Raw genomic sequence first — 22,946 nt, 5'->3', positions numbered from 1 at the left:
CGGCGTCAGCGTCCCGGTCGATCGCGTCGATGCCGGTCCCGCAGCGCGCGGACCGCCTCCCGATCGCCCAGGATCTCCAGTGTGTCGGCATCAATGCCGGACGGCTCGATACCCGGCCCTACGGACGGCGGCCCGCGATCCGGTCGAACATCCGCGTCACGCTGCCGCGCAGCGGTGACGGCCACCCCCGCGACGGTGGCGAGCAGCACGCAGAGCAGCGCCCCCGCCACCCCGAGCAGATCCTGCCGGCGCCCCACAACCAGCACCGCGAGCAGCCAGAACGCTGCCAGGGCCGCAGCCACCGCCACGGTCCGTGCGTCGGATCCTGGGAACCGTCTCACCCGTCCAGAATGTCGGAGATTGCCGATCTGTCAACTGCAGCCAGCTTCACCACGTGGAACAGCTGACAAACAACAGCTTGCCGAACGAGAAGGGGACTGCGACAGTGCCGATCGAGTCGGAAATGCGCCTTCTGCGCGGCAGACATCCATCACCGGGAATCTCTAAAGTGGCGTAGGTCGGGCCTTGGCTCGACGCATCCCGTTACCCACCGGAAGGCGTCCACATGCCACGACCAATCCGGAATCTGGCCGCAGCAGGGCTCATCGGCGTACTCCTCGCCGGAGCGGCGGTCACCCCCGCCGCCGCGTCCACCGCGACCGTCACACATCGCACCAGCAGCGCCGAGCGACTGCGGGTGGATCGGGTGCCAACGCCCGAACTGGACTGGTACCGGTGCTACGACTACGCCGAGTGCGCCACCGTCCGGTTGCCGCTGGACTACGACCGGCCGAATGGGGCAACCACCGAGATCGCGGTGCTGCGCGTCAAGGCGCGGGACCAGAAGCGCAAGATCGGCAGCCTCTTCCTGAACCCGGGCGGCCCGGGCGGCTCGGGCACCAGCATCGCGCTCGCCGCGCCGAGCTTCCTCGGTGACGACGTGCTCGACCGGTTCGACATCGTCGGGGTGGATCCGCGCGGCGTCGGCGCAAGCGACCAGCTCAGGTGCTTCACGTCGGTGAAGGAGCAGGCCGAGGCGTACGAGGGCCTCAACGTGGCCTTCCCGTACACGAAGGACGAGGAGAAGGCGTACGTCGCCGCCTCGATCACCGTCGGCCGGGCCTGCTCGACCACGGGCAAGCCGATCAGCGGCGCGATGTCCACGGCCCAGGTGGCCCGCGACATGGACGTGTTGCGTCGCGCGGTCGGCGACAAGCGGCTCACCTACCTGGGCTTCAGCTACGGCAGCATCCTCGGCCAGTACTACGCCAACATGTTCCCGGACCGGGTACGTGCCCTGGTGATCGACGGCGTGCTGGACGCCACGGCGTGGTTCGGTGCCGGCAAGGCCGGCAACGTCGTCCAGGAGAGGCGGATGCGCAGCGCGCAGGGTGCCCACAAGGCGTTGCGCGAGATCCTGAAGCGGTGCGGGACCGCCGGTGTGGAGGCCTGTCCGCTGGCCACCGGTGACCCGGTCGCCCTGTTCGAGCTGGTGGCCAAGCGGCTGAAGACGAGCCCGCTGGTCCTGGAGGATCCGGACCTCGGCGAGTTCACCTTCACCTACGCCGACTTCATCGGTTCGGTCCTCGGTGGCCTGTACGGCCCGTACGGCTATCTGGACGTGACCCTCCTCACCTACGACCTGTTGGTGCTGACGGACCCGGCGGCTGCCCAAGTGACCCGCGAACAGGCCCGCGCCTCGGTGCTCCAGCGCGCCGTCGCGGCCCGCAATCAGGCTCGGGCCTACGACTTCCCGTACAACAACGGCCTGGAAACCTTCCTCGGGGTCGACTGCACCGACGCGAACCACCCCCGGAGCGCCGCCTCCTGGCCGGCCCGGGCGGCCCGCGCTGACCAGCGTGCTCCGCACTTCGGGCGGCTGTGGACCTGGGCCACCTCGCCGTGTGCCCGCGACACCTGGACGGTGCGCGACGAGGACCGCTTCACCGGTCCGTTCAACCGACGCACGCACAGCCCGGTGCTGGTGGTCGGCAACTACTGGGACCCGGCGACCAACTACACCGGCGCGGTCGCCGCAGCCCGGTTGCTGCCGAACAGTCGCCTGCTCTCCAGCGACAACTGGGGGCACACCGCGTACGGGACGTCGGACTGTGTGACCGGCGCGATCGACGCGTACCTGCTGCGGTTGACGTTGCCGAAGAGGGGCAAGGTCTGCCACGGCGACATCCAGCCGTTCGAGGAACTTCCGGAGACCGAGGTGGCCCGGCGTGCGGAGATCGCCAAGAGCGACCTGGCCGCTCAGGGCGCGCCGGCGCGCGGTGAACCCAAGCGGCTGCCGCCGGTTGTCGCGCCGCTGCCAGCCGTCGGCACCCTGACGGTCCGCTGAGGTTCGGCTCCACCGCGCCGGGGTACGGCGGGCGATCGGGTCGCCCGCCGTACCCCGGCCCTTTTGTCGGTCGCCGGTACTGGCCGGCTACGGGTGGCCGCGATGGCGGCGTCGGCCCGGTCAGCCGGCACCGAGACGTCGGGTGCCGGGCAGGTGGGTGGTGCCCCAGGTGGCGAGGCTGTTCAACACCGGCGCGAGGTCCCGGCCGCGTTCGGTCAGCTGGTATTCATACCGCCGGGGCCGCTCGCTGTAGGGGTGACGCACCAGAATCTCGCACGCCTCCAGCCGACGTAGCCGGTCGGCGAGCGTGTTGGTCGGCATCGCCTCGGTTGAGGCCGCCAGGTCCGCGAATCGGAGATTGCCGCGGAACAGCAGGTCACGCACGATGAGCAGGGACCATCTGTCGCCGATCAGATCCAACGTGCCGGCGATGGCGCAGTCCGAGCGGGGAGCCACGTTCCGGGCTGAAGACATCCGAACCTCCGAGTCACTTGCGATATACAAGCTACCCCCATAAAGTCACTTGCAAAACACAAGTGATTTTGGAGGGCTCGTGACCGTGCCCGTGCGTACCCACGCTTCCTGGTTGACCCCGCCCGCGCTCGTCGCCGTCGGCTGGTTCTGTGCCGCGCTCGCGGCCAGCGCCCTGGGTGCCTTCCGCACGTCGCCGGGCGATCCGCCAGTGGCTCTCGCGCTCGCCGCCGGCGTACCGCCACTCACGGTGCTCGTCCTCGCCGTACGCTCGTCACGGTTCCGCGCCTGGGCCCGCCGACTCGACCTGCGGTTCCTCACCCTGTTGCAGACCTGGCGGGTCGCGGGACTGGCGTTCCTGGCGCTCGTCGCCGTCGACGCGTTGCCGGCCGGCTTCGCGCTGCCGGCCGGGATCGGCGATGTGGCCATCGGGTTGACCGCGCCACTGGTGGCGGCCTTCGTGGTGGACCGCGTCAACCGGCTCTTCGTCGCCTGGACGGCCCTGGGCATCGCCGATCTCATCCTCGCCGTCACCCTCGGCGTCCTCTACTCGGCCAGCCCGGCCGGCCTCCTGCTCACCGACGTCGACAGCGGACTCATGTCCACCCTGCCGATGAGCCTCGTCCCCGCCTTCGGCGTCCCCATCACGTTGGTCGCCCACCTGCTGTCCCTCATCAGACTCTCCGGACGGTGAACCCAGGCTGGAACCGACCACCGGATGGTGACACCTCGACACGGACGACTACTTTCGGTGCAACCCGAAACTCGAAAAGTAGCGAGGTGGCCATGGCGGTAAGCCTCTCCAGTTCCCGGTGGCGTGCGGCGGCGACCACTGCGGCGGTCGCCCTGACGCTGCTGCTCGGCGCGGCGGCCGGCTGCGACAGCCAGAAGGAGCCGGAACTGCCGTCCGTGCAGGAGAAGCTGCGCGAGTCGCACATCTGGGGCCAGCCCGTCCTGCGGATCGGGGTGGCCGACGACGAACCGCTGATGGGCGAGATACGCGACGGGAACCACATCGGTTTCGACGTCGAGATCGCCCGGTACATCGCCGCCTCCCTCGGCTACGAGGGTGAGCACCGGCTGGAGTTCGTGGCGGTGTCCACCGAGGACCGGATTCCGGCTCTCCAGGGCGGGGTGGTGGACCTCGTAGTCTCCAGCTTCTCGATCACGGAGGAACGCAAGAAGCTCGTCAGCTTCGCCGGTCCGTACTTCGTGACCACCCAGGAGGTGCTGGTGCCGACCCGGCACAAGGACACCATCCGCACCATCGAGGACCTGCGGAACCCGAAGTACCGGATCTGCACCAGCGGTGGTTCCACCACCGAGGCGGAGCTGGAGAAGAACCAGGTCCGCACGCTGGTGGTCAAGGACGTCTGGGACTGCGTCAAGGGCATCCGGGCCGGCAAGTACGACGCGGTCAGCTCCGACGAGACGATCCTCGCCGGCTTCCTGGCCCGCTACCCGACCGAGTTCGAGATCGTCGACATGCCCTTCGGCACCAGCGAGCTGCTCGGCGTCGGCGTGCCGATCGGGGACCCGGCCCTGCGCGACCTGGTCGCCTACTTCCTCGACAAGAGCTACCAGCAGGGGCGCAGCGGGGAAGCCAGCCCGTGGCTGACCGCGTACAACCGCACGTTGGGGCCGTGGCTGCGGGGCGAGAAGCGGCAGCCGCAACCGCTCGAAGTGCCGAGACTTGTGGACTTCGACGACAAGGCACCACAACGATGAGTGCGGCACCCGCCACCGTCCCCGAGGAACCGGGCGCTGGCGGCTCGCCGCCACCCGTACTGCGGGCTCCCGTGCAGCCCTCCGTCCCGCCGCCTTCGGCGCTGCCGAGCATCGCGGGGCGGGTCGAGCCGCCCCCCGGTACGCTCCGGACCCAGACCACCGGCGGCTGGGATCCGGCCGAGCGACGGGCGCGGGCCAGTCAGTCGTTCTGGACGGCCGTGGTTGGCGTACCGGCGATCTTCTCGGTGCTGCGGCTCGGTATCGAGGCCGGCGGTGAGTTGCAGACCACGTTGCTGCTGGTGGCGAACGTGGGACCGGTCAACCTGCTCGCCGGCTTCCTCACCACGGCGGCCCGCCTGCTCTCCACCGTGCTGGTCGCGGTGTTCGCGCTCGGCGGGGTACTCGCCGCCAGCGGGCACCGGCTGACCCGCCGACCGCTCTTTGCCCGCTGGATGGAGATCACGCCGGGCTGGTTCGTCGCGGCAAGCTTCCTGATGGCCCTGGTGACCTGGCCGCTGCTGTATCTCCCGCTGCTGCTGCCCACCGTCGCGGCGGCCTTCCAACTCCGGCCGGAACGCCTGCACGAGCGTCCCGCCCTCCGCGTCCTGATCCTCGTCGCGGCGTACGCCGGCTACCTCTGGCTGCTCGTGCCGACGCTGCGTGACGCCGGGCGGCAGGGCGAGCCGCTGCCGATCGTGCTGCTGGTCGTACCTCCGCTGTTGGCTCTCTTCGTCGCCGGCCCGCTGCCCCGGGTGGTCATCCAGCCACTCGCCCCGGTGACCCAGCTCGCCGTGCTGGTGGTGCTGGTCTGGGCGGCGCTGCCGGTGATCAGCACGCCGGTGCTGCCGTTGACCGTGACCACTGTGGGTGAACCCGGCGTGACCTCCGCCGAGGCCACCGAGGAGATCCGTGGGCACGTGGTGACCACCGACGACGTCAACATGGTGATCCTTCAGGAACGCGGCGGGGTGCGCTACGTGCCGGTCGACCAGGTACGCGGTCAGGTGCTCTGCCCCTCGGAGGAGGAACTGCCCCGGTACCGGCTTCGCATCCACGACTTCCACGTCGAGGACTCTCTGCTGGAAGGGCTGGGCCGCCGGGTACGCCCGGTCCACCGGGTCGACGCCGCCTGTCGATAGTTGACCCCGGTCCGGCCTCGCCGAGTCGTCGGCGGGCGCGGCGATGCCCGGATCAGTCCGGTCGTAGGCCCTTCTCGCGTAGCCAGCCGCGGAGCGCCTCGGCCTGCTCGCGTCCCCTGCTGATCTCTCTGGCAGCAGCCGGGTCGGCGATGTGCTCCGCGACGGCGTCGAGCACGGCCAGTGGCTCGTCCCCGGCCAGCCAGCGCTGAAAGGTCGAACGGTCGTCGTCCGGGACGGTCGAGAAGACGCACCAGTCGAGGATGTCGGCCAGGTGGCGGGCAGCGGCGACCTCACCGACCTCGGTGAAGGCGGCGAGGTAGGAGGTGAGGTCGACGCCGCAATCCAGGGCGGCGTCCAACAGATACCAAGCCTCGTTGGACCCACCGAAGGTGTGCAGCATGTGCCGCCACCAGGTCGCCAACAGGCGCGTCACGGCGGCTCGCTCGGCTGCGGACCAGTCGCGCCACTGCGAGGAGATCCGTCTCGTCACCGCGTCCGGCCTGCTCCAGCCGTCCATCTGGTTGCGGGCGTACAGCTCCAGCAGCCGGGGCAGCAGGTGCGGTAATTCCGTATCGTCGCCGAAGGTGCCGGGGTTGAGCAGGTAGACACCGAGCTGATCCGGGCTGAGCTGGCGCAGCGGCGTACGCCGGAAGAGATTCACTTCCTCCGGGCTCACACAATGGTCGCAGGCTGTCAGGTCGGCCGGCAGCTGATGGCGGGCGAAGATGGCATACACGTTCTCGATCGCGTCGTCCAGGGCCTGGCCGGCTGCTCCGGTGTCGTTCACGACGGTGAGTATGCGCGTCGGAGCCGAACACGGGGACGGAGTAACGGGGTGCCTGCGCCGCGGGTTGCGGCATGTTGCGCCTTCCCACCCGACGGATCCCGCGACATGCCGCAACTCGCGACGACCACGTCAGGCGACTCAGTACGACTTGTCCTGGCCGAGGATGTGCTGGGCGACGAAGTTGAGGATCATCTCCCGGCTGACCGGGGCGATCCGGCCGGCCCGTACCGCGCCGAGCAGCGTCGCCACGCCGTACTCGGTGGTCATGCCGGCGCCGCCGAGGGCCTGCACGGCGGTGTCCACCGCCAGCGCCGCAGCGTCGCCGGCCGCGTACTTGGCCATGTTGGCGGAGACCCCGGCCTCCAGGTCGCGGCCGGCGTCGTAGAGCGCCGCCGCTTTCTGGATCATCAGCCGGGCCAGCTCCACCTGCACCGCCGCATGCGCGAGCGGGTGTGCGACGCCCTGGTGGGAGCCGATCGTCCGGCCGCCCCACACCGAACGGGTCGCGGTGTACTCGGAGGCGCGTTCGATGGCGTACCGGCCGGTGCCGGCACCCATCGCGGCGACCGTGATGCGTTCCGGGTTGAGCCCGGCGAACAGTGCCGGTAGCCCGGCGTCCAGCGACTCGCCGACCAGCGCCTCGGCGGGCAGCCGCACATCGTCGAGGTAGAGCAGGAACTGGTTCTCCGGGGACACGATCTCCATGTCCAGCTTGGACCAGGTCAGCCCGGCCGCGTCGGTCGGCACGATGAACAGCGCCGGCTTGAGTTTCTGCGGAGCCGCGTCCCCAGAACCGGCACTGCCGTCACCGACGGCGACGCGGGCCACCACCAGGACAAACTGAGCCTCGTCGACGCCGGAGATGTAGCACTTGCGGCCGGACAGCACCCAGCCGTCACCGTCGCGGCGAGCCACTGTGGCGAGGCGGTGGAAGTTCGAGCCGGCGTCCGGCTCGGTGATCGCGAAGACGATCTTCTGGGAGCCGTCGGCCAGGCCCGGCAGGTGGCGTTTGCGCTGCTCCTCGGTGCCGTGTCGGTTGATGACGGTGGCCGCGATGGCGGGGGAGACCACGAGCAGCAGCAGCGGGCAGCCGGTGGCGGCCAGTTCCTCGCAGACGATGGCCAGCTCGGTGATGCCGCCGCCCCCGCCGCCGTACTCGGTGGGGATGTTGACGCCGAGGTAGCCGAGCTCACCGGCCTCCTGCCACAGCTCGGTGGTGTGCTCGCCGGCCTTCGCCTTCGCCACGAAGTACCGGTGCCCGTACCGCCTGCCCAGCGCCCGCACGGCGTCGCGGAGCTGGTCCTGCTCGGGGGTGAGGTCGAAGTTCATGACGGCGACTCCTCATCGGGGGTGACCACGGCCAGCACGGCGTCGGTGTCCACCTGACCGCCGGGCGGTACCGGCAGCTCGGTGACCAGACCATCGGTGGGGGCGAGCACGGGGTGTTCCAGCTTCATCGCTTCCAAGGTCAGCAGCAGGTCACCGGCGGCGACCCGCTGACCGACCTCGACGTGTACCCGGGCCACCGCGCCGGGCAGCGGCGCGAGCAACGACCCGGCGGCCAGCTCCGCGGTGGGCAGCGGAAAACGCGGCAGCTCGGTCAGGTCCGCCGCCCCGTCCGGACCGTCCACGAAGACCTCCGACCCCACCCGGTGTACGCGGTAGACCCGCCGCACTCCGTCGACATCGAGCACGACCCGCTCCGGGTACGCCTCGACCAGACTCACCGTCGGCTCGCCGCCGGCTGTCCAGGTTGCTGATCCCGAGCCTGCTGGCGATGTCGTCCACTCGGTGAGCCGGCCGGCGCGGTCCAGCCGGTAGCGGATCTCGATCTCGTCCCCGTCAGCGGCGGCGAAGCGGGCGACCTGCGGGAAGGCGGGCACGTTGCGCCAGCCCGAGGGCAGCCCGGCCAGCACCGTCGCGGCAGCCCGGCGAGCGGCGGCCGAGGCCAGCGCGGCGGCCAACGCGACCAGGGGGCGCTGTTCGGCGGGCAGCAGCGCGGCGAAGACCTCCGGCTGCCGGTCCAGGAAGCCGGTGTCGATGTCGACGGCGGCGAACTGTGGGCTACGCAGGACGCGGACCAGCAGGTCCCGGTTGGTGGCCACACCGTGCAACTCCGCCCTGGCCAGCGCGCCGGCCAGGGCACGGGCCGCCTCCGCCCGGGTCGGCGCCCAGGCGATCACCTTGGCGAGCATCGAGTCATAGTGGATGCTCACCGCCGACCCGTCGACCACGCCGGAGTCCAGCCGCAGGCCGGGCGCGGCAAGGGGCCCGAACTCGGCCACCACACCGGGCAGGGCGATCCGGTGCAGGGTGCCGGTCGCCGGTCGGTACCCGTGCGCGGGTTCCTCGGCGCAGAGGCGTACCTCGATCGCGTGTCCGGTGGCCGCCGGTGTCGCGGCCAGCGGCAGCGACCCGCCTTCGGCGACCAGAAGTTGCAGTCGAACCAGGTCAAGTCCGGTGGTCAGCTCGGTTACCGGGTGCTCGACCTGGAGGCGGGTGTTCATCTCCAGGAAGTGGATCTCCCCGTCGGGCGCGAGCAGAAACTCGACAGTGCCGGCCCCGACGTACTCGACCGCCCGTCCGGCGGCCACCGCCGCCTCGTGCAGCCGCTCCCGCACCTCGTCGGGAAGGACGCCGGGCGCCTCCTCGACGATCTTCTGGTGCCGGCGCTGGATCGAGCAGTCCCGCACGCCAAGCGCCGCCACGGTGCCGAAGCTGTCGCCGAAGATCTGCACCTCGACGTGCCGGCCACGTTCGACGTACCGCTCGATGAAGACCGTGTCGTCGCCGAACGCCGCCGCTGCCTCGCGGCGCGCGCCGGCGACGGCCTCGGCTAGCCCGGCGGTCTCGCGGACCACCCGCATGCCGCGCCCGCCGCCCCCGGCGGACGCCTTGACCAGCACCGGGAAGCTCGTCACCTGCGCCGGGTCGGTCCAGGTGGGCAGCATCGGTACGCCGGCCTCGGCGAGCAGCGCCTTGGCGGACAGCTTGTCGCCCATCGCGGCGATCGCCTTGGCCGGCGGACCGACCCAGGTCAGGCCGGCATCGGTGACCGTCGTGGCGAACTCGGCGTTCTCGGCGAGGAAGCCGTAGCCGGGATGGACGGCGTCCGCACCGCAGCGGCGGGCCGCCTCCAGGATCTGGTCGATCCGCAGGTACGTCTCGGCAGCGGTGTTTCCGGGCAGCCGGACGGCCTGGTCGGCCTCGGTGACGAAGGGCGCGTCGACGTCCGCGTCGGAGTGCACGGCGACCGTCTCGATCCCGAGGGTCCGACAGGTGGCGAAGACCCGGCGGGCGATCTCTCCCCGGTTCGCGACCAGCAGCTTGCGAATCATCTGCCGTGCTTCCTTTCGTTCGCGACTGCGGGACTCCGCTTCGCTGCGTTCCTCGCGCTCACATCCGGAAAACGCCGAAGCCGTCGGCGCCCTTCACCGGTCCGCTGTGGATGGCCGACAGGCACAGGCCGAGTACCGTACGGGTGTCCCGGGGGTCGATCACCCCGTCGTCGTAGAGGCGGCCCGACAGGAACAGCGCGCCGGACTGGGACTCGATCTGCTGCTCGACCATCATCCGCATCGCCGCGTCGGAGTCCTCGTCGAACTCGCGGCCCCGCGCGGCGGCGGCCTGTCGGGCCACGATGGACAGCACCCCGGCCAACTGCGCCGGCCCCATCACCGCCGACTTGGCGTTCGGCCAGGTGAACAGGAACCTCGGCTCGTACGCCCGGCCGCACATGCCGTAGTTGCCGGCACCGTACGAGGCACCCAGGTTCACCGTCAGGTGCGGCACCGTCGAGTTCGACACCGCGTTGATCATCAGGGCGCCGTGCTTGATGATGCCGCGTTGTTCGTACTCGGTGCCGACCATGTAGCCGGTGGTGTTCTGCAGGAAGATCAGCGGGGTGTCGGCGGCGTTGGCGAGCTGGATGAACTGCGTCGCCTTCTGCGCCTCCTCGCTGAACAGCACGCCCCGGGCGTTGGCCAGCACACCGACCGGGTACCCGTGCAGCTCACCCCAGCCGGTGACCAGTGCGGCGCCGTAGGCCGGCTTGAACTCGTCGAACTCGCTGCCGTCGAGCAGCCGGGCGAGCACCTCGCGCGGGTCGAACGGCACCTTGAGGTCGGCGCTGGTGATGCCGAGCAGTTCCTCCGGGTCGTACTTCGGTGGTCGCGGCATCGGGTTGCGCGGCGCCGGACCCCGCTTGCGCCAGTTGAGCCGGCGTACGCACTGTCGGGCCAGCCGGATGCCGTCGCGCTCGTCCGCGGCGAGGAAGTCGGCCAGGCCGGACTTCGTGGCGTGCATGGCCGCGCCACCCAACGACTCGTCGTCGGCGTCCTCGCCGGTGGCCATCTTCACCAGCGGCGGCCCGGCCAGGTAGACCTGCGAACGGTCCCGGATCATGATCGTGTAGTCGGACATCCCGGGCACGTACGCGCCACCGGCGGTGGCGTTGCCGAAGACCACGCTGACCGTGGGGATCCGCTCGGCCGAGAGCCGGGTCAGGTCGCGGAACACCCGGCCACCCGGAATGAAGATCTCCGCCTGGGTGGGCAGGTCCGCGCCGGCCGACTCGACCAGATTCACCATCGGCAGCCGGTTGGCCAGGGCGATCTCGCCGGCCCGCCGGGTCTTCGCCAACGACCAGGGGTTCACCGCGCCGCCGCGTACCGTCGGATCGTTGGCGACGACCAGGCACTCGACCCCCTCGACCACGCCGATCCCGGTCACCACGCTGGCCCCCACCGGGAAATCGGTGCCGAACGCGGCGACCGGTGACAGTTCGAGGAACGGGCTGTCCTGGTCCAGCAGCAGCTCGATGCGCTCGCGGGGGAGCAGCTTGCCGCGCTTGTGGTGCCGGGCCACGTACTTCTCGCCACCGCCGGCCCGGGCGGTGGCGAGTGCGGCGTCCAGCTCGGCGAGACGTTCCAGCAGCGCCTCCCGATTGGCCCGGAAAGCCGGCGTGGACGGGTCGATCGCGGTGTCGAGTGTGCTCACAGGCCGATGCCCTTCGCGATGATCTCGTTCATGATCTCGGTGGTGCCGCCGCCGATGCCGAGGATCCGGGCGTCCCGGTAGTGCCGCTCCACCTCGGCGTCGCGCAGGTAGCCGAAGCCGCCGTGCAGTTGCAGGGCCTGGTCGACGACCCGGTCGGCGGCCTCGACCGCCACGTTCTTCGCCATCGCCACCTCGGTCACCACCGGCTCGCCTGCGGCCACCCGCGCGGCCACCTGGTGCACGTACGCGCGGGCGGCCTCGGCCCGGGTGTGCATCTCGGCCAGCCGGTGCCGGACCAGCTGCCGGCTCGCCAGGGGACGGCCGAAGGTGGACCGGTCGCGACACCAGGTGGCGGCCAGTTCGACGCAGCGCTGCGCGATGGCGTACGCCTGGGTGGCCAGGGAGAGGCGTTCGGCCGCGAACTGCTGCATGATCGCGAGGAAGCCGGTGTCCTCCTCGCCGATCCGGTTCGCCACCGGCACGCGTACGTCGACGAAGGAGAGTTCGGCGGTGTCCGAGCAGTGCCAGCCGAGCTTCTCCAGTCGTCGCCCGACGGTGAAGCCGGGGGTGCCCTTGTCGATGACCAGCAGGCTCAGCGCTCCGCTGCCCGGCACGCCGGTGCAGACCGCGGTCGTCACGAAGTCCGCCCGGACTCCGCTGGTGATGTAGGTCTTCGCGCCGTTGACCACGTAGTGGTCGCCGTCGAGGCGGGCGTGGGTGCGGATGCCCGCAACGTCCGAGCCGGTGTCGGGCTCGGTGATGGCCAGCGCGCCGATCATCGAACCCGCCAGTGTCGGCCGGACGTACCTGTCGATCAGGTCGTGCTCCCGGCCCGTCGGGTCGACGCGTTCGACGGCGTCACCGGGTGGTCTGGGCAGCTTGCCGCCCGACCGGGCGCCGGCCGCGGCGACCATGTGCGGCAGCGCGATGCCGTGCGTGAAGAGGGCAGCCACCAGCCCCGACGAGCCTCCCGAACGAATGATCTCCTCGGTGACCAGGATCGAGTCGAGCAGGTCTCCGCCGCTGCCGCCGACCGCCTCGGTGAAGCCGATGCCGAGCAGGCCGGTTCTCGCGGCGGTCACGTGCAACTCGCGGGGTACCTCGCCGGCCCGCTCCCAGTCGGCGAGGTGCGGCAGCACCTCCCGGGTGACGAAGGCGCGGGTCAGCTCCCGCAGCTGCCGCCGCTCCGGAGTGTCCACGATCGTCACGGCCGCACCTCCCCGACGACCGGTGCCGGGGCGTCGCCGGTCGCCGGCTCGACCGGCAGGTCGACGATCCGGGAGCGGAGCAGCTCGCCGAGGGCCTTGGCCTGCGGGTCGAACCGGGTGGAGGCGGCCACCCCGGCTCCGAGCAGCCCCCGGATCACGAAGTTGACGGCACGCAGATTCGGCAGTTCGTACCGCTCGACGGTCAACGGCGCGGTCTCCGGCAGCAGCTCCGTCAGCCGGGCCACGGTGAGCCAGCCACGCAACCAGGCCCAGGTCGCGTCGGTACGCGCCCAGACGCCCAGGTTCGCGTCGCCGCCCTTGTCACCCGACCGGGCACCCACCACCTCACCCAGCGCCGCCCGCCGGCTCGGACCCACCGCCGCCGGCTCGCCCAGCTCGGACGTCGGCTCGTCGGTGACCGTCCCGGTCACCGACGGCGGGTCGATCGGCAGCCGGGTGCCGTCGGGCAGCGCGGCGACGTGGGCGACCTCGTCCTGCGCCACGGCGTCGACGGTGAACACGCCGTACGGGGTGGCGTCGCCGGGCAGGGTGGTCAGGGTGCAGCCCGGGTAGGAGGCCAGGGCCAGCTCGACCGCCGCCGCCGAGAACGCCCGCCCGGCCCGCGCCCGGTCACCGTCGCGCAGGTGTACGTGCAGCAGCGCGCTGGCCGTCTCGGTGTCGGCGGCGTCGGGGTGATCGGTGCGCGCCAGCGTGAACTTCAACCCGTCCGGGCCGACCGCCTCCGTCAACTGCTCCCGGACCAGGGCCGCCTTGGCCGGGATGTCCAGCCCGCAGAGCACGAAGGTCATGGAGTTGCGGAACCCGCCGAGGTTGTTGACGCCCACCTTCAGCGTGTCCGGTGGCGGCGTGCCCCGGGCACCGCTGACGAGCACCCGGTCCGGGCCGTCCTGGCTCAGCTGCACCGAGTCGAGCCGGGTCACCACGTCCGGGCCCAGGTACGCCGGCCCACCCACCTCGTACAACAACTGGGCGGTCACCGTCTCGACGGTGACCGCGCCGCCGGTGCCGGGATGTTTCGTGATCACCGCCGAGCCGTCCCTACGCAGCTCGGCCACCGGAAATCCAGGCCGGCGCCCGCCGTCGGGCAGTTCCGTGAAGAAGCTGAAGTTGCCGCCGGTGACCTGCGCCCCGCATTCGATGAGGTGCCCGGCGACGGTGGCCCCGGCTAGCGCGTCGAGGTCGCCACGCCCCCAGCCGAAGCGAGCGATGGCTGGCCCCACGACCAGCGAGGCGTCGGTGACCCGGCCGGTCACCACCACGTCCGCCCCGGCGTCGAGACAGGCGGCGATGCCGAACGCCCCGAGGTACGCGTTCGCGGTGAGCGCGTCCGGTCGGGCCAGGGCGTCGCCCTCCACGTACCCGATCCGGACGGGGAGCCCGAGCCGGTCGGCGAGGGCGCGGATGGCGGCGGCCAAGCCGGCCGGGTTGAGCCCGCCCGCGTTGGTGACCAGCGCGACCCGGCGGTCGAGCGCGGTGCCGAGGCAGCCCTCCAACTGGCGGAGGAACGTCTTCGCGTAACCCAGGTCGGGGTCGCGCATCCGGTCCCGACCCAGGATGAGCATGGTCAACTCGGCCAGGTAGTCGCCGGTCAACACGTCCAACTCGCCGCCGTCGAGCATCTCGCGCCAGGCGGAGAACCGGTCACCGTAGAAGCCGGAGGCGTTGCCGACCCGCAGCACGTCGCTCATCGGCAGCCCCCTCGGGTCGCGGCTGCTCGGTGCCACCGCGCGCTCATGGCTTGGCTCCCGATGCTGCCGTTCGTGGCGGGCGGCCGGTGCCGGGCGGGCCGGCGAAGGCCTGGGCCACGTCCAACCACCCGTCGGCGACCGGCCCGGTGGCGACCAGCGCGGTGTCGGCGCGGTGCCGGCGTCGGGTCACCAGCAGGCAGAAGTCGAGCGCCGGACCGGTCACCCGGTCGGCGGCGTCCGTCGGACCGAAGGCCCAGGTTTCGCCGCCGGGCGCTGCCAGCTCCACCCGGACCGGTGCCGTGGGCACCGCGCGGCCGTGGGCGGCGAAGCTGTGCCCGACGGTACGGAAGGCGAGGTACGCGACGTGCCGCAGTCGGTCGGTGGCGGGCCGGGTGACGCCGAGCGCCTCGGCCACGTCCTCGCCGTGCGCCCAGGTCTCCATGATCCGGCCCGTCACCATCGAGGCCGGTGACATGCGGGTTCCGTACCAGGGCAGCTTTTCCGCGGCGGGGGTGGCGGCGAGGGCTGCCGCGAGCGCCGAGCGGCCCTCCCGCCAGCGGGCCAGCAGCACCTCGGGCGGGGCGAGGAAGGCGATCGCGCCGTCGTCGACCAGCCGGGCCGGATCCGGTACGGCGGTGACCGAGGCGTAGAACGCGTCGGTGTCGGTCGCGGCGAGTCGAGCCACGTGATCCGTCCATGCCAGGTGGGCGATCTGATGGGCGATCGTCCAGCCCGCCGCCGGGGTGGGCCGCCCCCACTCCTGCTGCGGCAGCGCCGCGACGAGCGCGTCGAGCTGCTCGGACTCGGCGGCCAGATCCGTGAGCAGGGCGGTCAGGTCGACCATGGGTGCCTCCGGGCGGGTTGGGCCGGTCAGGGTGCCGTCTCCGCGCTGGTGAGCAGCGCCGTCAACTGGGTTTTCCAGCCGTGTAGCAGCGCGGCCCGGCGGGTCGAGTCGTCGCTGAGCAGGTTGGCTACGCCGAGCCCACGCAGCAGGTCCAAGGTGGCCTGCACCGCCTCGCGGACGCCGGGACGCCGCTCGTCCACCCCGAGCAGCTCGACCGTCAGTCGGTGCATCTCCCGGCCGATCCGGGCTTCGAGGGGCAGCAGCGCGGCCCGCAGCTCGGCGTCGGTGCGGGCGGCCACCCAGAGTTCGAGGGCGGCGACGAAGAGGGGCCCGGTGAAAGCCGCGGCGAGGAGGTCCACCACCCGGTCCAGCCGGTCGGTGCCGGCCGGCAGGGCGTCGGCCTCGGCCCGCAACTCGGCCGCCCGCAGTTCGGTGAGGTGCCCGACGGCGGCGGTGACCAGGGCGGTGCGGGTCGGGTAGTGGTGCAGCTGGGCACCCCGGGAGACGCCGGCCCGGGCCGCCACGACCGTGGTGGTGGTGCCGGACCAGCCGTGCTCCACCAGGCAGTCCACGGTCGCCTCCAGCAGCCGGGCCCGGGTGGCGCGACTGCGCTCCTGTTGCGGGACGCGCGTCGATGCAGCGGGCATGCCGGAAAGCCTGCCCCCGCCAAAACAAACAGTCAAGCTTGACTTTTTTAAAGGACCACTCCCACGCCGTGCGGGGCCGTCAATGGCGCAACTTCAGGGTTGTTGCTGCATCCGGCGCGCGGCAGGCAGCAACAACCCTGAAGTTGAACACCCAGCTACGTGGGTTTCGGGGTCAGACGCGGGCGCGGCGGGCCAGGCGCTCCGGGTCGAGGATGATGATGCTCTTGCCGTCCAGCCGGAGCCAGCCGCGCGAAGCGAAGTCCGCCAGAGCCTTGTTGACCGTCTCCCGGGAGGCGCCGACGAGTTGGGCGATCTCCTCCTGGGTCAGGTCGTGCGTCACCCGCAGCACGCCGCCGTCGCGGGTGCCGAAACGCCCCGCCATCTGGAGGAGGTTCTTCGCCACCCGGCCGGGCACGTCGGTGAAGATCAGATCCGCGAGGGCGTCGTTGGTCCGGCGCAGCCGGCGAGCCAGCACCCGTAGCAACTGCTCGGCGATCTCCGGGCGGTTGTTCAGCCACGGCCGCAGCGCCTGCTTGCGCAGTCGGGCCAGTCGGCTGTCGGTGACCGCGGTCGCGGTCGCCGTACGCGGACCCGGGTCGAAGAGCGACAGCTCGCCGACCATGTCCGACGGACCCATCACGGCGATCAGGTTCTGCCGGCCGTCCGCCGCCCGGCGGCCGACCTTGATCTTGCCGGACAGCAGGATGTAGAGACTGTCGCCGGGCTCGCCCTCGTTGAAGACGACCTCGCCCTTGCGGACCTCGATCGTCTCCATCTCCTTGGCGAGCGCCTCGGCCGCCTCCGGGTCGACACCCTGGAAGATCCCGCTGCGGGCCAGTACCTCGTCCATCGCGCACCTCCGGTTGCGCGTGCCGTCTGCTCGGCCTGGGTCCGCCGTCCGCTGATCCCTCGCGCGCCGACCAGTCTAGGCGCACGTGAGCAGGAATCAGAGGTGCACCCCTGGAATCTTGATCGTTGGGCGTAACGTGCCCGTCGTGATCACCCTTTAGAATCCCGCGCCTGGTCAGGCCCGGGATCGGCGGGGTGGACACCCGGACGTAGGGTCACCGGGTGCTGCCCGAGCCCCTGCTGACCACCCGGCGCGAGGACGAACGCGACATTCCGGTGCTCATCTGGCGTGCCGAGGGGGCGCTGCGAGCGGTCAGCTCCGCCCCGCTCGGCGGTGGGATCGGCGTACGGCGGTGGGTGCTCAACGCGACGGTGCCCATGTCGTACGACCGGAACGACCCCGCCGACCACCTGGCCGGGCTGGCCCGGGAGTTCGGCCTGAACGGGCCCGGCGTGGGCCTGATGACCGGGGTCGACGTGGCCGAGGTGGTGCGGCGGACCGACACCGGCGTGCAGGTCTGGGTCACCGTCGGTCTGGGCACTCCGGTGCCGGCGGCGGCACCCACGGCGGCGGCACCGGCGCAACCGGTCGGCACGGTGAACATCGTGGCGTACGTTCCGGCGCGGCTCGGCGACGCGGCGCTTGTCAACGCGGTCGCCACGGCCACCGAGGCGAAGGCGCAGGCGATCGCGGAGTTGGGGCTGCCCGGCACCGGTACGCCGACGGACGCGGTCGCCGTGCTCTGCCCGCCGGACGGGCCGATCAACGCCTACGGCGGACCCCGCTCCACCTGGGGGGCACCACTGGCCCGGGCGGTGCACGCCGCCGTGCTGTCGGTGGGCCGCGACACCGTCGTGCCATGGTCGGATCGGCTCCAGGGCTGAATCTCCCCACCCGATCGGCGGTCGATTCCGCGATATCCGCCCGGTAGGGTCGCGCACGATGTACGCTGCCGCACCCTTCGCGCCCCGACCCCGCCGCCGCACCCTGGCCGCAGTGGGGGCGCTGCTTGCCGCTCTCCTCCTCGCCGGCTGTGCCAGCACCGACGAGGGGCCGCTCTGGCAACCCGGCACGGGCGGTGGCGAGGGCGCACCTGTCGAATCGGCCGCACCCGAGGTCAAGAAGATCTCGCTCTCCGCCACCGGCGACATCGTGATGGCCATGGCACCCGATCGGCTCCCCCCGAACAACGGCAAGGGTTTCTTCAACTCGGTGAAGAAGGCGCTCGCCGCCGACCTGGTGATGGGAAACCTGGAAGAGCCGTTGACGGTGGACACCGGGGCCGGTAAGTGCGGTGCCAACTCCACCCGCTGCTTCCAGTTCCGAGCGCCGCCGGAGTACGCCGCCCATCTCGCCGACGCCGGTTTCGACCTGCTCAACCAGGCCAACAACCACGGGTACGACTTCGGGCCGAAGGGTTACGAGAACACCCAGAAGGCGTTGGAGGAACACGGGCTGGAGCACACCGGCGCGCCTGACCAGATCACGGTCGTCGAGGTGAAGGGCGTCAAGGTCGCCGTCGCCGGTTTCTCGTCGTACCAGTGGTCGAACAGCCTCACCGACATCCCGGCCGCGAAAAAGGTGATCAAGAAGGCCGCCGGCCAGGCCGACATCGTCGTGGTGCAGGTACACATGGGGGCCGAAGGGTCGGAGATGACACGGGTGCGGCCCGGCACCGAGATGTTCCTCGGCGAGAACCGGGGCGATCCGATCAAGTTCTCCCGCGCCATGATCGACGCCGGTGCCGACCTGATCGTCGGGCACGGCCCGCACGTGCTGCGCGGGATGGAGTTCTACAAGGGCAGGCTGATCGCCTACAGCCTGGGCAACTTCGCCGGTGGCGGCAACTCGCTCAGCAACAACGGTCGGCTCGGCTGGGGTGGCGTGCTGAAGGTGTCACTCGAAGCGGACGGCACCTGGGCCGGCGGCTCGTTCACCTCCACCTACATGGACGGGGCGCGCAAGCCGACGATCGACCCCGACGACCGTGGTCTAGGGCTGCTGCGGGACCTCACCGAGCTCGACTTCGCCGAGACCGGTGCCCGGTTCACCGACTCCGGAAAGATCAGTCCGCCGGACGCGGACTGATCTCTGGCGGCACAGGCGTCCGAGCCGGTCGGACCGGCGACGTAGGCTGGCCGTCGTGACCAGAAGCGCCACCGAGACCGACCTGGGACGCACCCGTCGCGCGCGGCGGATCGGCCGTGTGCTGACCGAGACGCACCCCGACGCGCACTGCGAGCTCGACCACGGCAGCCCGCTGGAACTGGCCGTCGCCACCATCCTGTCGGCCCAGTGCACGGACAAGAAGGTCAACGAGGTCACTCCGAAACTGTTCGCCCGCTACCCGACTGCCGCCGACTACGCCGGGGCCGAGCGCGGCGAGGTGGAAGAGATGATCAAACCGACCGGCTTCTACCGCAACAAGACCAACTCGCTGATCCAACTGGGCCAGGCCCTGGTCGAGCGCTACGACGGTCAGGTTCCCCACCGGCTGGCCGACCTGGTCACCCTGCCCGGGATCGGTCGCAAGACCGCCAACGTCATCCTCGGCAACGCCTTCGACGTGCCCGGCATCACCGTCGACACCCACTTCCAGCGGCTGGTGCGGCGCTGGGGGCTGACCGCCGAGACCGATCCGGTCAAGATCGAGCACGAGATCGGGGCGATGTTCCCGAAGCGCGACTGGACCATGCTGTCGCACCGGATCATCTTCCACGGCCGCCGGGTCTGCCACGCCCGCAAGCCCGCCTGCGGTGCGTGCACGCTGGCGAAGCTCTGCCCCTCGTACGGCACCGGACCGACCGAACCAGCCGCCGCCGCGAAGCTGCTCAAGGGTCCGCGCGCCCGGGCCCTCGCGGCCGCCGCCGGTGTCGATCCCGAGCTGGTGCCGGCGCAGGCGGTTCAGGCGGAGGCACCGTGAACCGCCGGCTCGCGCTGCTGACCCTGCCGCTGCTGCTGTTGCTCGCCACCGCCTGCACCGCCGACGCCGAGACACCGGCACCGGCCCGGCAGGGCACGGCCGCCGCCCGTCCGTCCCCCTTCGAGGGCTGCGCCGGCCTCACCGACGGCCCGGTCGGCCCCGACAACGGGGAGGTGACGGGCGATCCGCTGCCCGAGTTGACCCTCACCTGCTTCACCGGCGGGGCCCCGGTCGCCCTGCGGGACATCCGCGGACCGGCAGTGGTCAACATCTGGGCCTCCTGGTGCCCGCCCTGCCGCAAGGAACTCCCCGCCTTCCAGCGGCTGCACGAGCGCGCCGAGGGGCAGCTGCGGGTCATCGGCGTGAACAGCCGGGACAGCCGCGACGGCGCCCAGTCGATCGGCGAGGACTTCGGCGTACGCTTCCCGATGCTCGTCGACCAGGGCGAGGCGGTGCAGCGAGCACTGCGTCGCAACGCCGTCCCGCTCACCGTCTTCCTCGACGACCAGAGCCGGGTACGGCACATCGACAGCTCCGGCGCGCTGGACGACGCCCGTCTCGCCGAGCTCGTCCGGCGGCACCTCGGCCTCACGGTGCAGGCGTGAACGTGCCCGAACCAGCGGATCGTCAACCGCCGGGCTGGCTGGGGCCCCTGCTGGGTCGGCTCGACACCGCACGCACGGAGGACTTCACCCAGCTCCGTACGCCGGACCAGGGTGGCCGGGAGAGCGCCGTGCTGGTGCTGCTCGGCGAGGACGCCGTCACCGGCCCGGACGTGCTGGTTCTCCAGCGGGCCGCGACCCTGCGCAACCACGCCGGTCAACCGGCGTTCCCCGGTGGCGCGGCCGACCCGGAGGACGCCGACGCCGCCGCCACGGCGCTGCGGGAGGCGAACGAGGAGGTCGGGCTCGACCCGACCAGCGTCACGGTGCTGGCCCAACTGCCGAGGTTGTGGATCCCGGTCAGCGACTTCGTGGTGACCCCGGTGCTCGCCTGGTGGCACGCGCCGCATCCGGTGGACTCCCGGGAGCCGGCCGAGGTGGCGCACGTGGCCCGCCTGCCGATCGCCGAGCTGGTCGACCCGGACAACCGGGTCCGGGTACGCCATTCGAGTGGTTGGGTCGGCCCCGCCTTCTCCGTACGCGGGATGCTGGTCTGGGGCTTCACGGCCGGGGTGCTGGCCGCGCTGCTGGACATGGGTGGCTGGAGCCGCCCGTGGCCGCGCAGCCGAGTGATCGATCTTCCGCCGATCGGTGCCTCACCCGCCCCGTCGGCCGGCACCGACGAGGTCGACGAGAGCGCCCTGCGCTGATCTGACCGTCACCTTCCGCAAGCGATCGTCTTCGCCTGAGCCCCGGCCCCGTACGCTTGAGCCGTGTCGGCCGTGGATCTCGTCCTGCTGTTGCTCATGCTCGTGTTCGCGATCAGCGGATACCGACAGGGGTTCGTCATCGGCGTGCTCTCGTTCTCCGGGTTCTTCCTGGGTGCCCTGATCGGCCTTCAGGTCGGCCCGATGTTCGCCCAGCAGTTCGTGGACAGCGGCACCCGGGTGCTGATCTCACTGGTCGCCATCTTCGGTCTCGCCGTGGTGGGTCAGGCACTGGCCGGCTGGCTCGGATCGCACCTGCGCCGCACCATCGCCAGCGATGTGGGACGACGGGCCGACGACGTCGGTGGCGCATTCGTCTCGCTCTTCGCGGTGCTGCTGGTCGCCTGGCTGGTCGCCGTGCCGCTGGGCTCCTCCTCGCTGCCCTGGCTCGCCGCCTCGGTGAAGAGCAGCGCGCTGCTCAACGTGGTGGACCGGGTGCTGCCCGACCAGGCTCAGCAGCTCTCCACCGCGCTGCGCGACACCGTCGACACCAACGGCTTCCCCGATGTCTTCGACGGGCTGCGGCGTACCCAGGCCCGGCAGGTCGAGCCGCCCGACCCGGCGCTCGCCGGCTCCGAGGTGGTGAGCAACGGCCAGCGCTCGGTGGTGAAGGTGCTCGGGTCGGCTCCGAGCTGTTCGCGCCGGATCGAGGGGTCCGGCTTCGTGTACGCCGACGACCGGGTGATGACCAACGCGCACGTGGTCGCCGGCACCCGTTCGGTCGCGGTGGAACTGGGCGGGGACCGGTACGAGGGCGAGGTGGTCGTCTACGACCCGGACCGGGATCTGGCCGTGCTCTACGTGCCCGGGCTACCCGGCCCGTCGATGCGGTTCGCCGCCGGCAACGCCTCCACCGGCGCGGACGCCATCGTGCTCGGTTTCCCACTGGACGGGCCGTACAACGCCCAGTCGGCGCGGATCCGCGACGTCGACCGGATCACCGGGCCGGACATCTACTCGTCGGGGAACGTCAACCGGGAGATCTACACGATCCGGGCCCTGGTCCGCAGCGGCAACTCGGGCGGTCCACTGGTCTCCTCGAACGGCCTGGTGCTCGGGGTGATCTTCGCGGCGGCGGCCGACGACCCGAACACCGGGTTCGCGGTCACCGCCGCCGAGGCCCGACCGGTGGCGCTGGCCGGCGCCGAACGCACCCGGGGCACCGACACCGGCGACTGCACCTGACGCGGGGTCAGCCCGACCGGCGTCGCGACCACACGGCGAACGCGGTGGCGGTGGCGACGACCACCGCCGCGCCGAGCAGCCACCCGGCCAGCACGTCGCTGCTCCAGTGGACGCCGAGCGCCACCCGGCTGAACCCGGTCACCACGGCGATCGTCAGCGCACCGAGCCAGACCGCCGCGCGGGTCGCGGAGCGGGGCCCGGTCCGGGGCAGGAACACCACCAGCAGTACCCCGGCGGCGAGCATCGCGTTCAGCGCATGGCCTGACGGGAACGCCAGGCCGGGTGCCTGCGCCACCGGGTCGGGCAGGTCCGGTCGCTGCCGGCCGACGAGCAGTTTGAGCAGCGGCCCGAGCAGACCACCGAGCACCATGGTGCTGGCGACCCAGCCGGCGAGCCGCCGCGCACCGTCGCGGGCCAGCCAGATCACCAGGACCAGCGCCACGGCCCGCAGGGACATCGGCGCGAAGGCGTCGGTCCAGAAGCTCATCGCCCGGACCCAGACCGGGTGGTCCAGGGCGTACCCGTGCAGCTCAGTGGTGATCGCCAGGTCGAGTCGACGCAGCGGCGGCCAGTCACCCAGCACCAGCGTGGCGAGCAGCGCGAACGGCACGACCAGCAGCACGCCGGAGACGGTGTGGGCGGGCCGCACACCTGGCCGGTCGTCGGGTTGTCCGACCCGGTCCGGGCCGGCGGGCGGCGCCGGATCGACTCGTTCGAAGGTGTCCACGGCGATGGTTGTAC

The 22,946-nt window shown here is 71.5% G+C and carries 22 protein-coding genes; 10 read left to right on the top strand and 12 right to left on the bottom strand.

From position 1 onward, the window contains the following. Nucleotides 1–5: 5 nt before the first annotated feature. The gene (locus tag KBX50_RS21455) at nucleotides 6–341 is read right to left on the bottom strand and encodes a hypothetical protein (protein WP_210939203.1); all 336 of its coding nucleotides are present in this window, start codon (nucleotides 339–341) and stop codon (nucleotides 6–8) included. A 224-nt stretch (nucleotides 342–565) separates the two neighbouring features. Between KBX50_RS21455 and KBX50_RS21450 the strand changes: the two genes are divergently transcribed. Beyond that, nucleotides 566–2,347 (top strand): alpha/beta hydrolase, encoded by a 1,782-nt coding sequence (locus tag KBX50_RS21450; RefSeq protein ID WP_210939201.1) that lies wholly within the window; start codon nucleotides 566–568, stop codon nucleotides 2,345–2,347. Nucleotides 2,348–2,467: 120 nt separating this feature from the next. Here the strand turns inward: KBX50_RS21450 and KBX50_RS21445 are convergent, their stop codons facing one another. Then, nucleotides 2,468–2,821 (bottom strand): helix-turn-helix domain-containing protein, encoded by a 354-nt coding sequence (locus tag KBX50_RS21445; RefSeq protein WP_210939199.1) that lies wholly within the window; start codon nucleotides 2,819–2,821, stop codon nucleotides 2,468–2,470. Between the two features lie 79 nt (nucleotides 2,822–2,900). Here KBX50_RS21445 and KBX50_RS21440 point away from each other — a divergent pair, with 79 nt between their 5' ends. The 3 genes from KBX50_RS21440 (at nucleotide 2,901) to KBX50_RS21430 (ending at nucleotide 5,685) form a co-directional block, all read left to right on the top strand. Further along, nucleotides 2,901–3,512, top strand: coding sequence for a hypothetical protein (locus tag KBX50_RS21440; protein WP_210939197.1), 612 nt, complete (start codon nucleotides 2,901–2,903; stop codon nucleotides 3,510–3,512). A gap of 92 nt (nucleotides 3,513–3,604) precedes the next feature. Next, the gene (locus KBX50_RS21435) at nucleotides 3,605–4,546 is read left to right on the top strand and encodes a transporter substrate-binding domain-containing protein (protein ID WP_210939239.1); all 942 of its coding nucleotides are present in this window, start codon (nucleotides 3,605–3,607) and stop codon (nucleotides 4,544–4,546) included. Further along, nucleotides 4,543–5,685, top strand: a complete 1,143-nt coding sequence (locus KBX50_RS21430; protein WP_210939195.1) for a hypothetical protein — start codon at nucleotides 4,543–4,545, stop codon at nucleotides 5,683–5,685. The genes KBX50_RS21435 and KBX50_RS21430 overlap by 4 nt, the downstream gene beginning before the upstream one ends. Before the next feature lie 52 nt (nucleotides 5,686–5,737). Here the strand turns inward: KBX50_RS21430 and KBX50_RS21425 are convergent, their stop codons facing one another. From KBX50_RS21425 to KBX50_RS21385, 9 genes are all read right to left on the bottom strand, one after another. Next, the gene (locus KBX50_RS21425; protein WP_210939193.1) at nucleotides 5,738–6,472 is read right to left on the bottom strand and encodes a hypothetical protein; all 735 of its coding nucleotides are present in this window, start codon (nucleotides 6,470–6,472) and stop codon (nucleotides 5,738–5,740) included. 138 nt (nucleotides 6,473–6,610) lie between these two features. After that, nucleotides 6,611–7,801: an acyl-CoA dehydrogenase family protein gene (locus KBX50_RS21420; protein ID WP_210939191.1), complete on the bottom strand. Its 1,191-nt coding sequence runs from the start codon at nucleotides 7,799–7,801 to the stop codon at nucleotides 6,611–6,613. Continuing rightward, a complete protein-coding gene (locus KBX50_RS21415; RefSeq protein ID WP_210939189.1) occupies nucleotides 7,798–9,810 on the bottom strand; it encodes a biotin carboxylase N-terminal domain-containing protein in 2,013 nt (670 codons plus the stop codon). The genes KBX50_RS21420 and KBX50_RS21415 overlap by 4 nt, the downstream gene beginning before the upstream one ends. A gap of 58 nt (nucleotides 9,811–9,868) precedes the next feature. Then, the gene (locus KBX50_RS21410; RefSeq protein ID WP_210939187.1) at nucleotides 9,869–11,470 is read right to left on the bottom strand and encodes an acyl-CoA carboxylase subunit beta; all 1,602 of its coding nucleotides are present in this window, start codon (nucleotides 11,468–11,470) and stop codon (nucleotides 9,869–9,871) included. Then, nucleotides 11,467–12,678, bottom strand: coding sequence for an acyl-CoA dehydrogenase family protein (locus KBX50_RS21405; protein WP_210939185.1), 1,212 nt, complete (start codon nucleotides 12,676–12,678; stop codon nucleotides 11,467–11,469). The genes KBX50_RS21410 and KBX50_RS21405 overlap by 4 nt, the downstream gene beginning before the upstream one ends. Continuing rightward, nucleotides 12,675–14,387 (bottom strand): acyclic terpene utilization AtuA family protein, encoded by a 1,713-nt coding sequence (locus KBX50_RS21400; RefSeq protein ID WP_210939183.1) that lies wholly within the window; start codon nucleotides 14,385–14,387, stop codon nucleotides 12,675–12,677. The genes KBX50_RS21405 and KBX50_RS21400 overlap by 4 nt, the downstream gene beginning before the upstream one ends. A gap of 43 nt (nucleotides 14,388–14,430) precedes the next feature. Then, a complete protein-coding gene (locus KBX50_RS21395; RefSeq protein ID WP_210939181.1) occupies nucleotides 14,431–15,231 on the bottom strand; it encodes a TIGR03084 family metal-binding protein in 801 nt (266 codons plus the stop codon). Nucleotides 15,232–15,257: 26 nt separating this feature from the next. Further along, the gene (locus KBX50_RS21390; protein WP_210939180.1) at nucleotides 15,258–15,878 is read right to left on the bottom strand and encodes a TetR/AcrR family transcriptional regulator; all 621 of its coding nucleotides are present in this window, start codon (nucleotides 15,876–15,878) and stop codon (nucleotides 15,258–15,260) included. A gap of 172 nt (nucleotides 15,879–16,050) precedes the next feature. Next, nucleotides 16,051–16,728: a Crp/Fnr family transcriptional regulator gene (locus KBX50_RS21385; protein ID WP_013736306.1), complete on the bottom strand. Its 678-nt coding sequence runs from the start codon at nucleotides 16,726–16,728 to the stop codon at nucleotides 16,051–16,053. Nucleotides 16,729–16,949: 221 nt separating this feature from the next. Here KBX50_RS21385 and KBX50_RS21380 point away from each other — a divergent pair, with 221 nt between their 5' ends. The 6 genes from KBX50_RS21380 to KBX50_RS21355 all read left to right on the top strand — a co-directional run bounded on the left by KBX50_RS21380 (nucleotide 16,950) and on the right by KBX50_RS21355 (nucleotide 22,205). Further along, nucleotides 16,950–17,612: an adenosylcobinamide amidohydrolase gene (locus KBX50_RS21380; RefSeq protein WP_210939179.1), complete on the top strand. Its 663-nt coding sequence runs from the start codon at nucleotides 16,950–16,952 to the stop codon at nucleotides 17,610–17,612. A 58-nt stretch (nucleotides 17,613–17,670) separates the two neighbouring features. After that, on the top strand, nucleotides 17,671–18,816 hold the full coding sequence (locus KBX50_RS21375; protein ID WP_210939178.1) for a CapA family protein: 1,146 nt from the start codon (nucleotides 17,671–17,673) through the stop codon (nucleotides 18,814–18,816). 55 nt (nucleotides 18,817–18,871) lie between these two features. Beyond that, entirely contained in the window at nucleotides 18,872–19,651 is a 780-nt protein-coding gene (gene nth / locus KBX50_RS21370; protein ID WP_210939177.1) for an endonuclease III, read from the top strand. Then, nucleotides 19,648–20,256, top strand: coding sequence for a TlpA disulfide reductase family protein (locus KBX50_RS21365; RefSeq protein ID WP_210939176.1), 609 nt, complete (start codon nucleotides 19,648–19,650; stop codon nucleotides 20,254–20,256). Before nth ends, KBX50_RS21365 begins: the two co-directional genes overlap by 4 nt. A gap of 2 nt (nucleotides 20,257–20,258) precedes the next feature. Continuing rightward, nucleotides 20,259–20,963, top strand: a complete 705-nt coding sequence (locus tag KBX50_RS21360) for a CoA pyrophosphatase (protein WP_210939238.1) — start codon at nucleotides 20,259–20,261, stop codon at nucleotides 20,961–20,963. 63 nt (nucleotides 20,964–21,026) lie between these two features. Next, nucleotides 21,027–22,205, top strand: a complete 1,179-nt coding sequence (locus KBX50_RS21355) for a MarP family serine protease (protein ID WP_210939175.1) — start codon at nucleotides 21,027–21,029, stop codon at nucleotides 22,203–22,205. Between the two features lie 7 nt (nucleotides 22,206–22,212). On the opposite strand, the gene KBX50_RS21350 is transcribed toward KBX50_RS21355, so the two are convergent. Next, entirely contained in the window at nucleotides 22,213–22,932 is a 720-nt protein-coding gene (locus tag KBX50_RS21350) for a phosphatase PAP2 family protein (RefSeq protein ID WP_210939173.1), read from the bottom strand. Nucleotides 22,933–22,946 lie beyond the last annotated feature (14 nt).

It is taken from the genome of Micromonospora sp. C51, from assembly GCF_018070435.1.
GTDB lineage: Bacteria > Actinomycetota > Actinomycetes > Mycobacteriales > Micromonosporaceae > Micromonospora > Micromonospora sediminimaris.
Note: the sequence above shows the minus strand (reverse complement) of the source record. Positions and strands in the feature narration are given on the sequence as shown.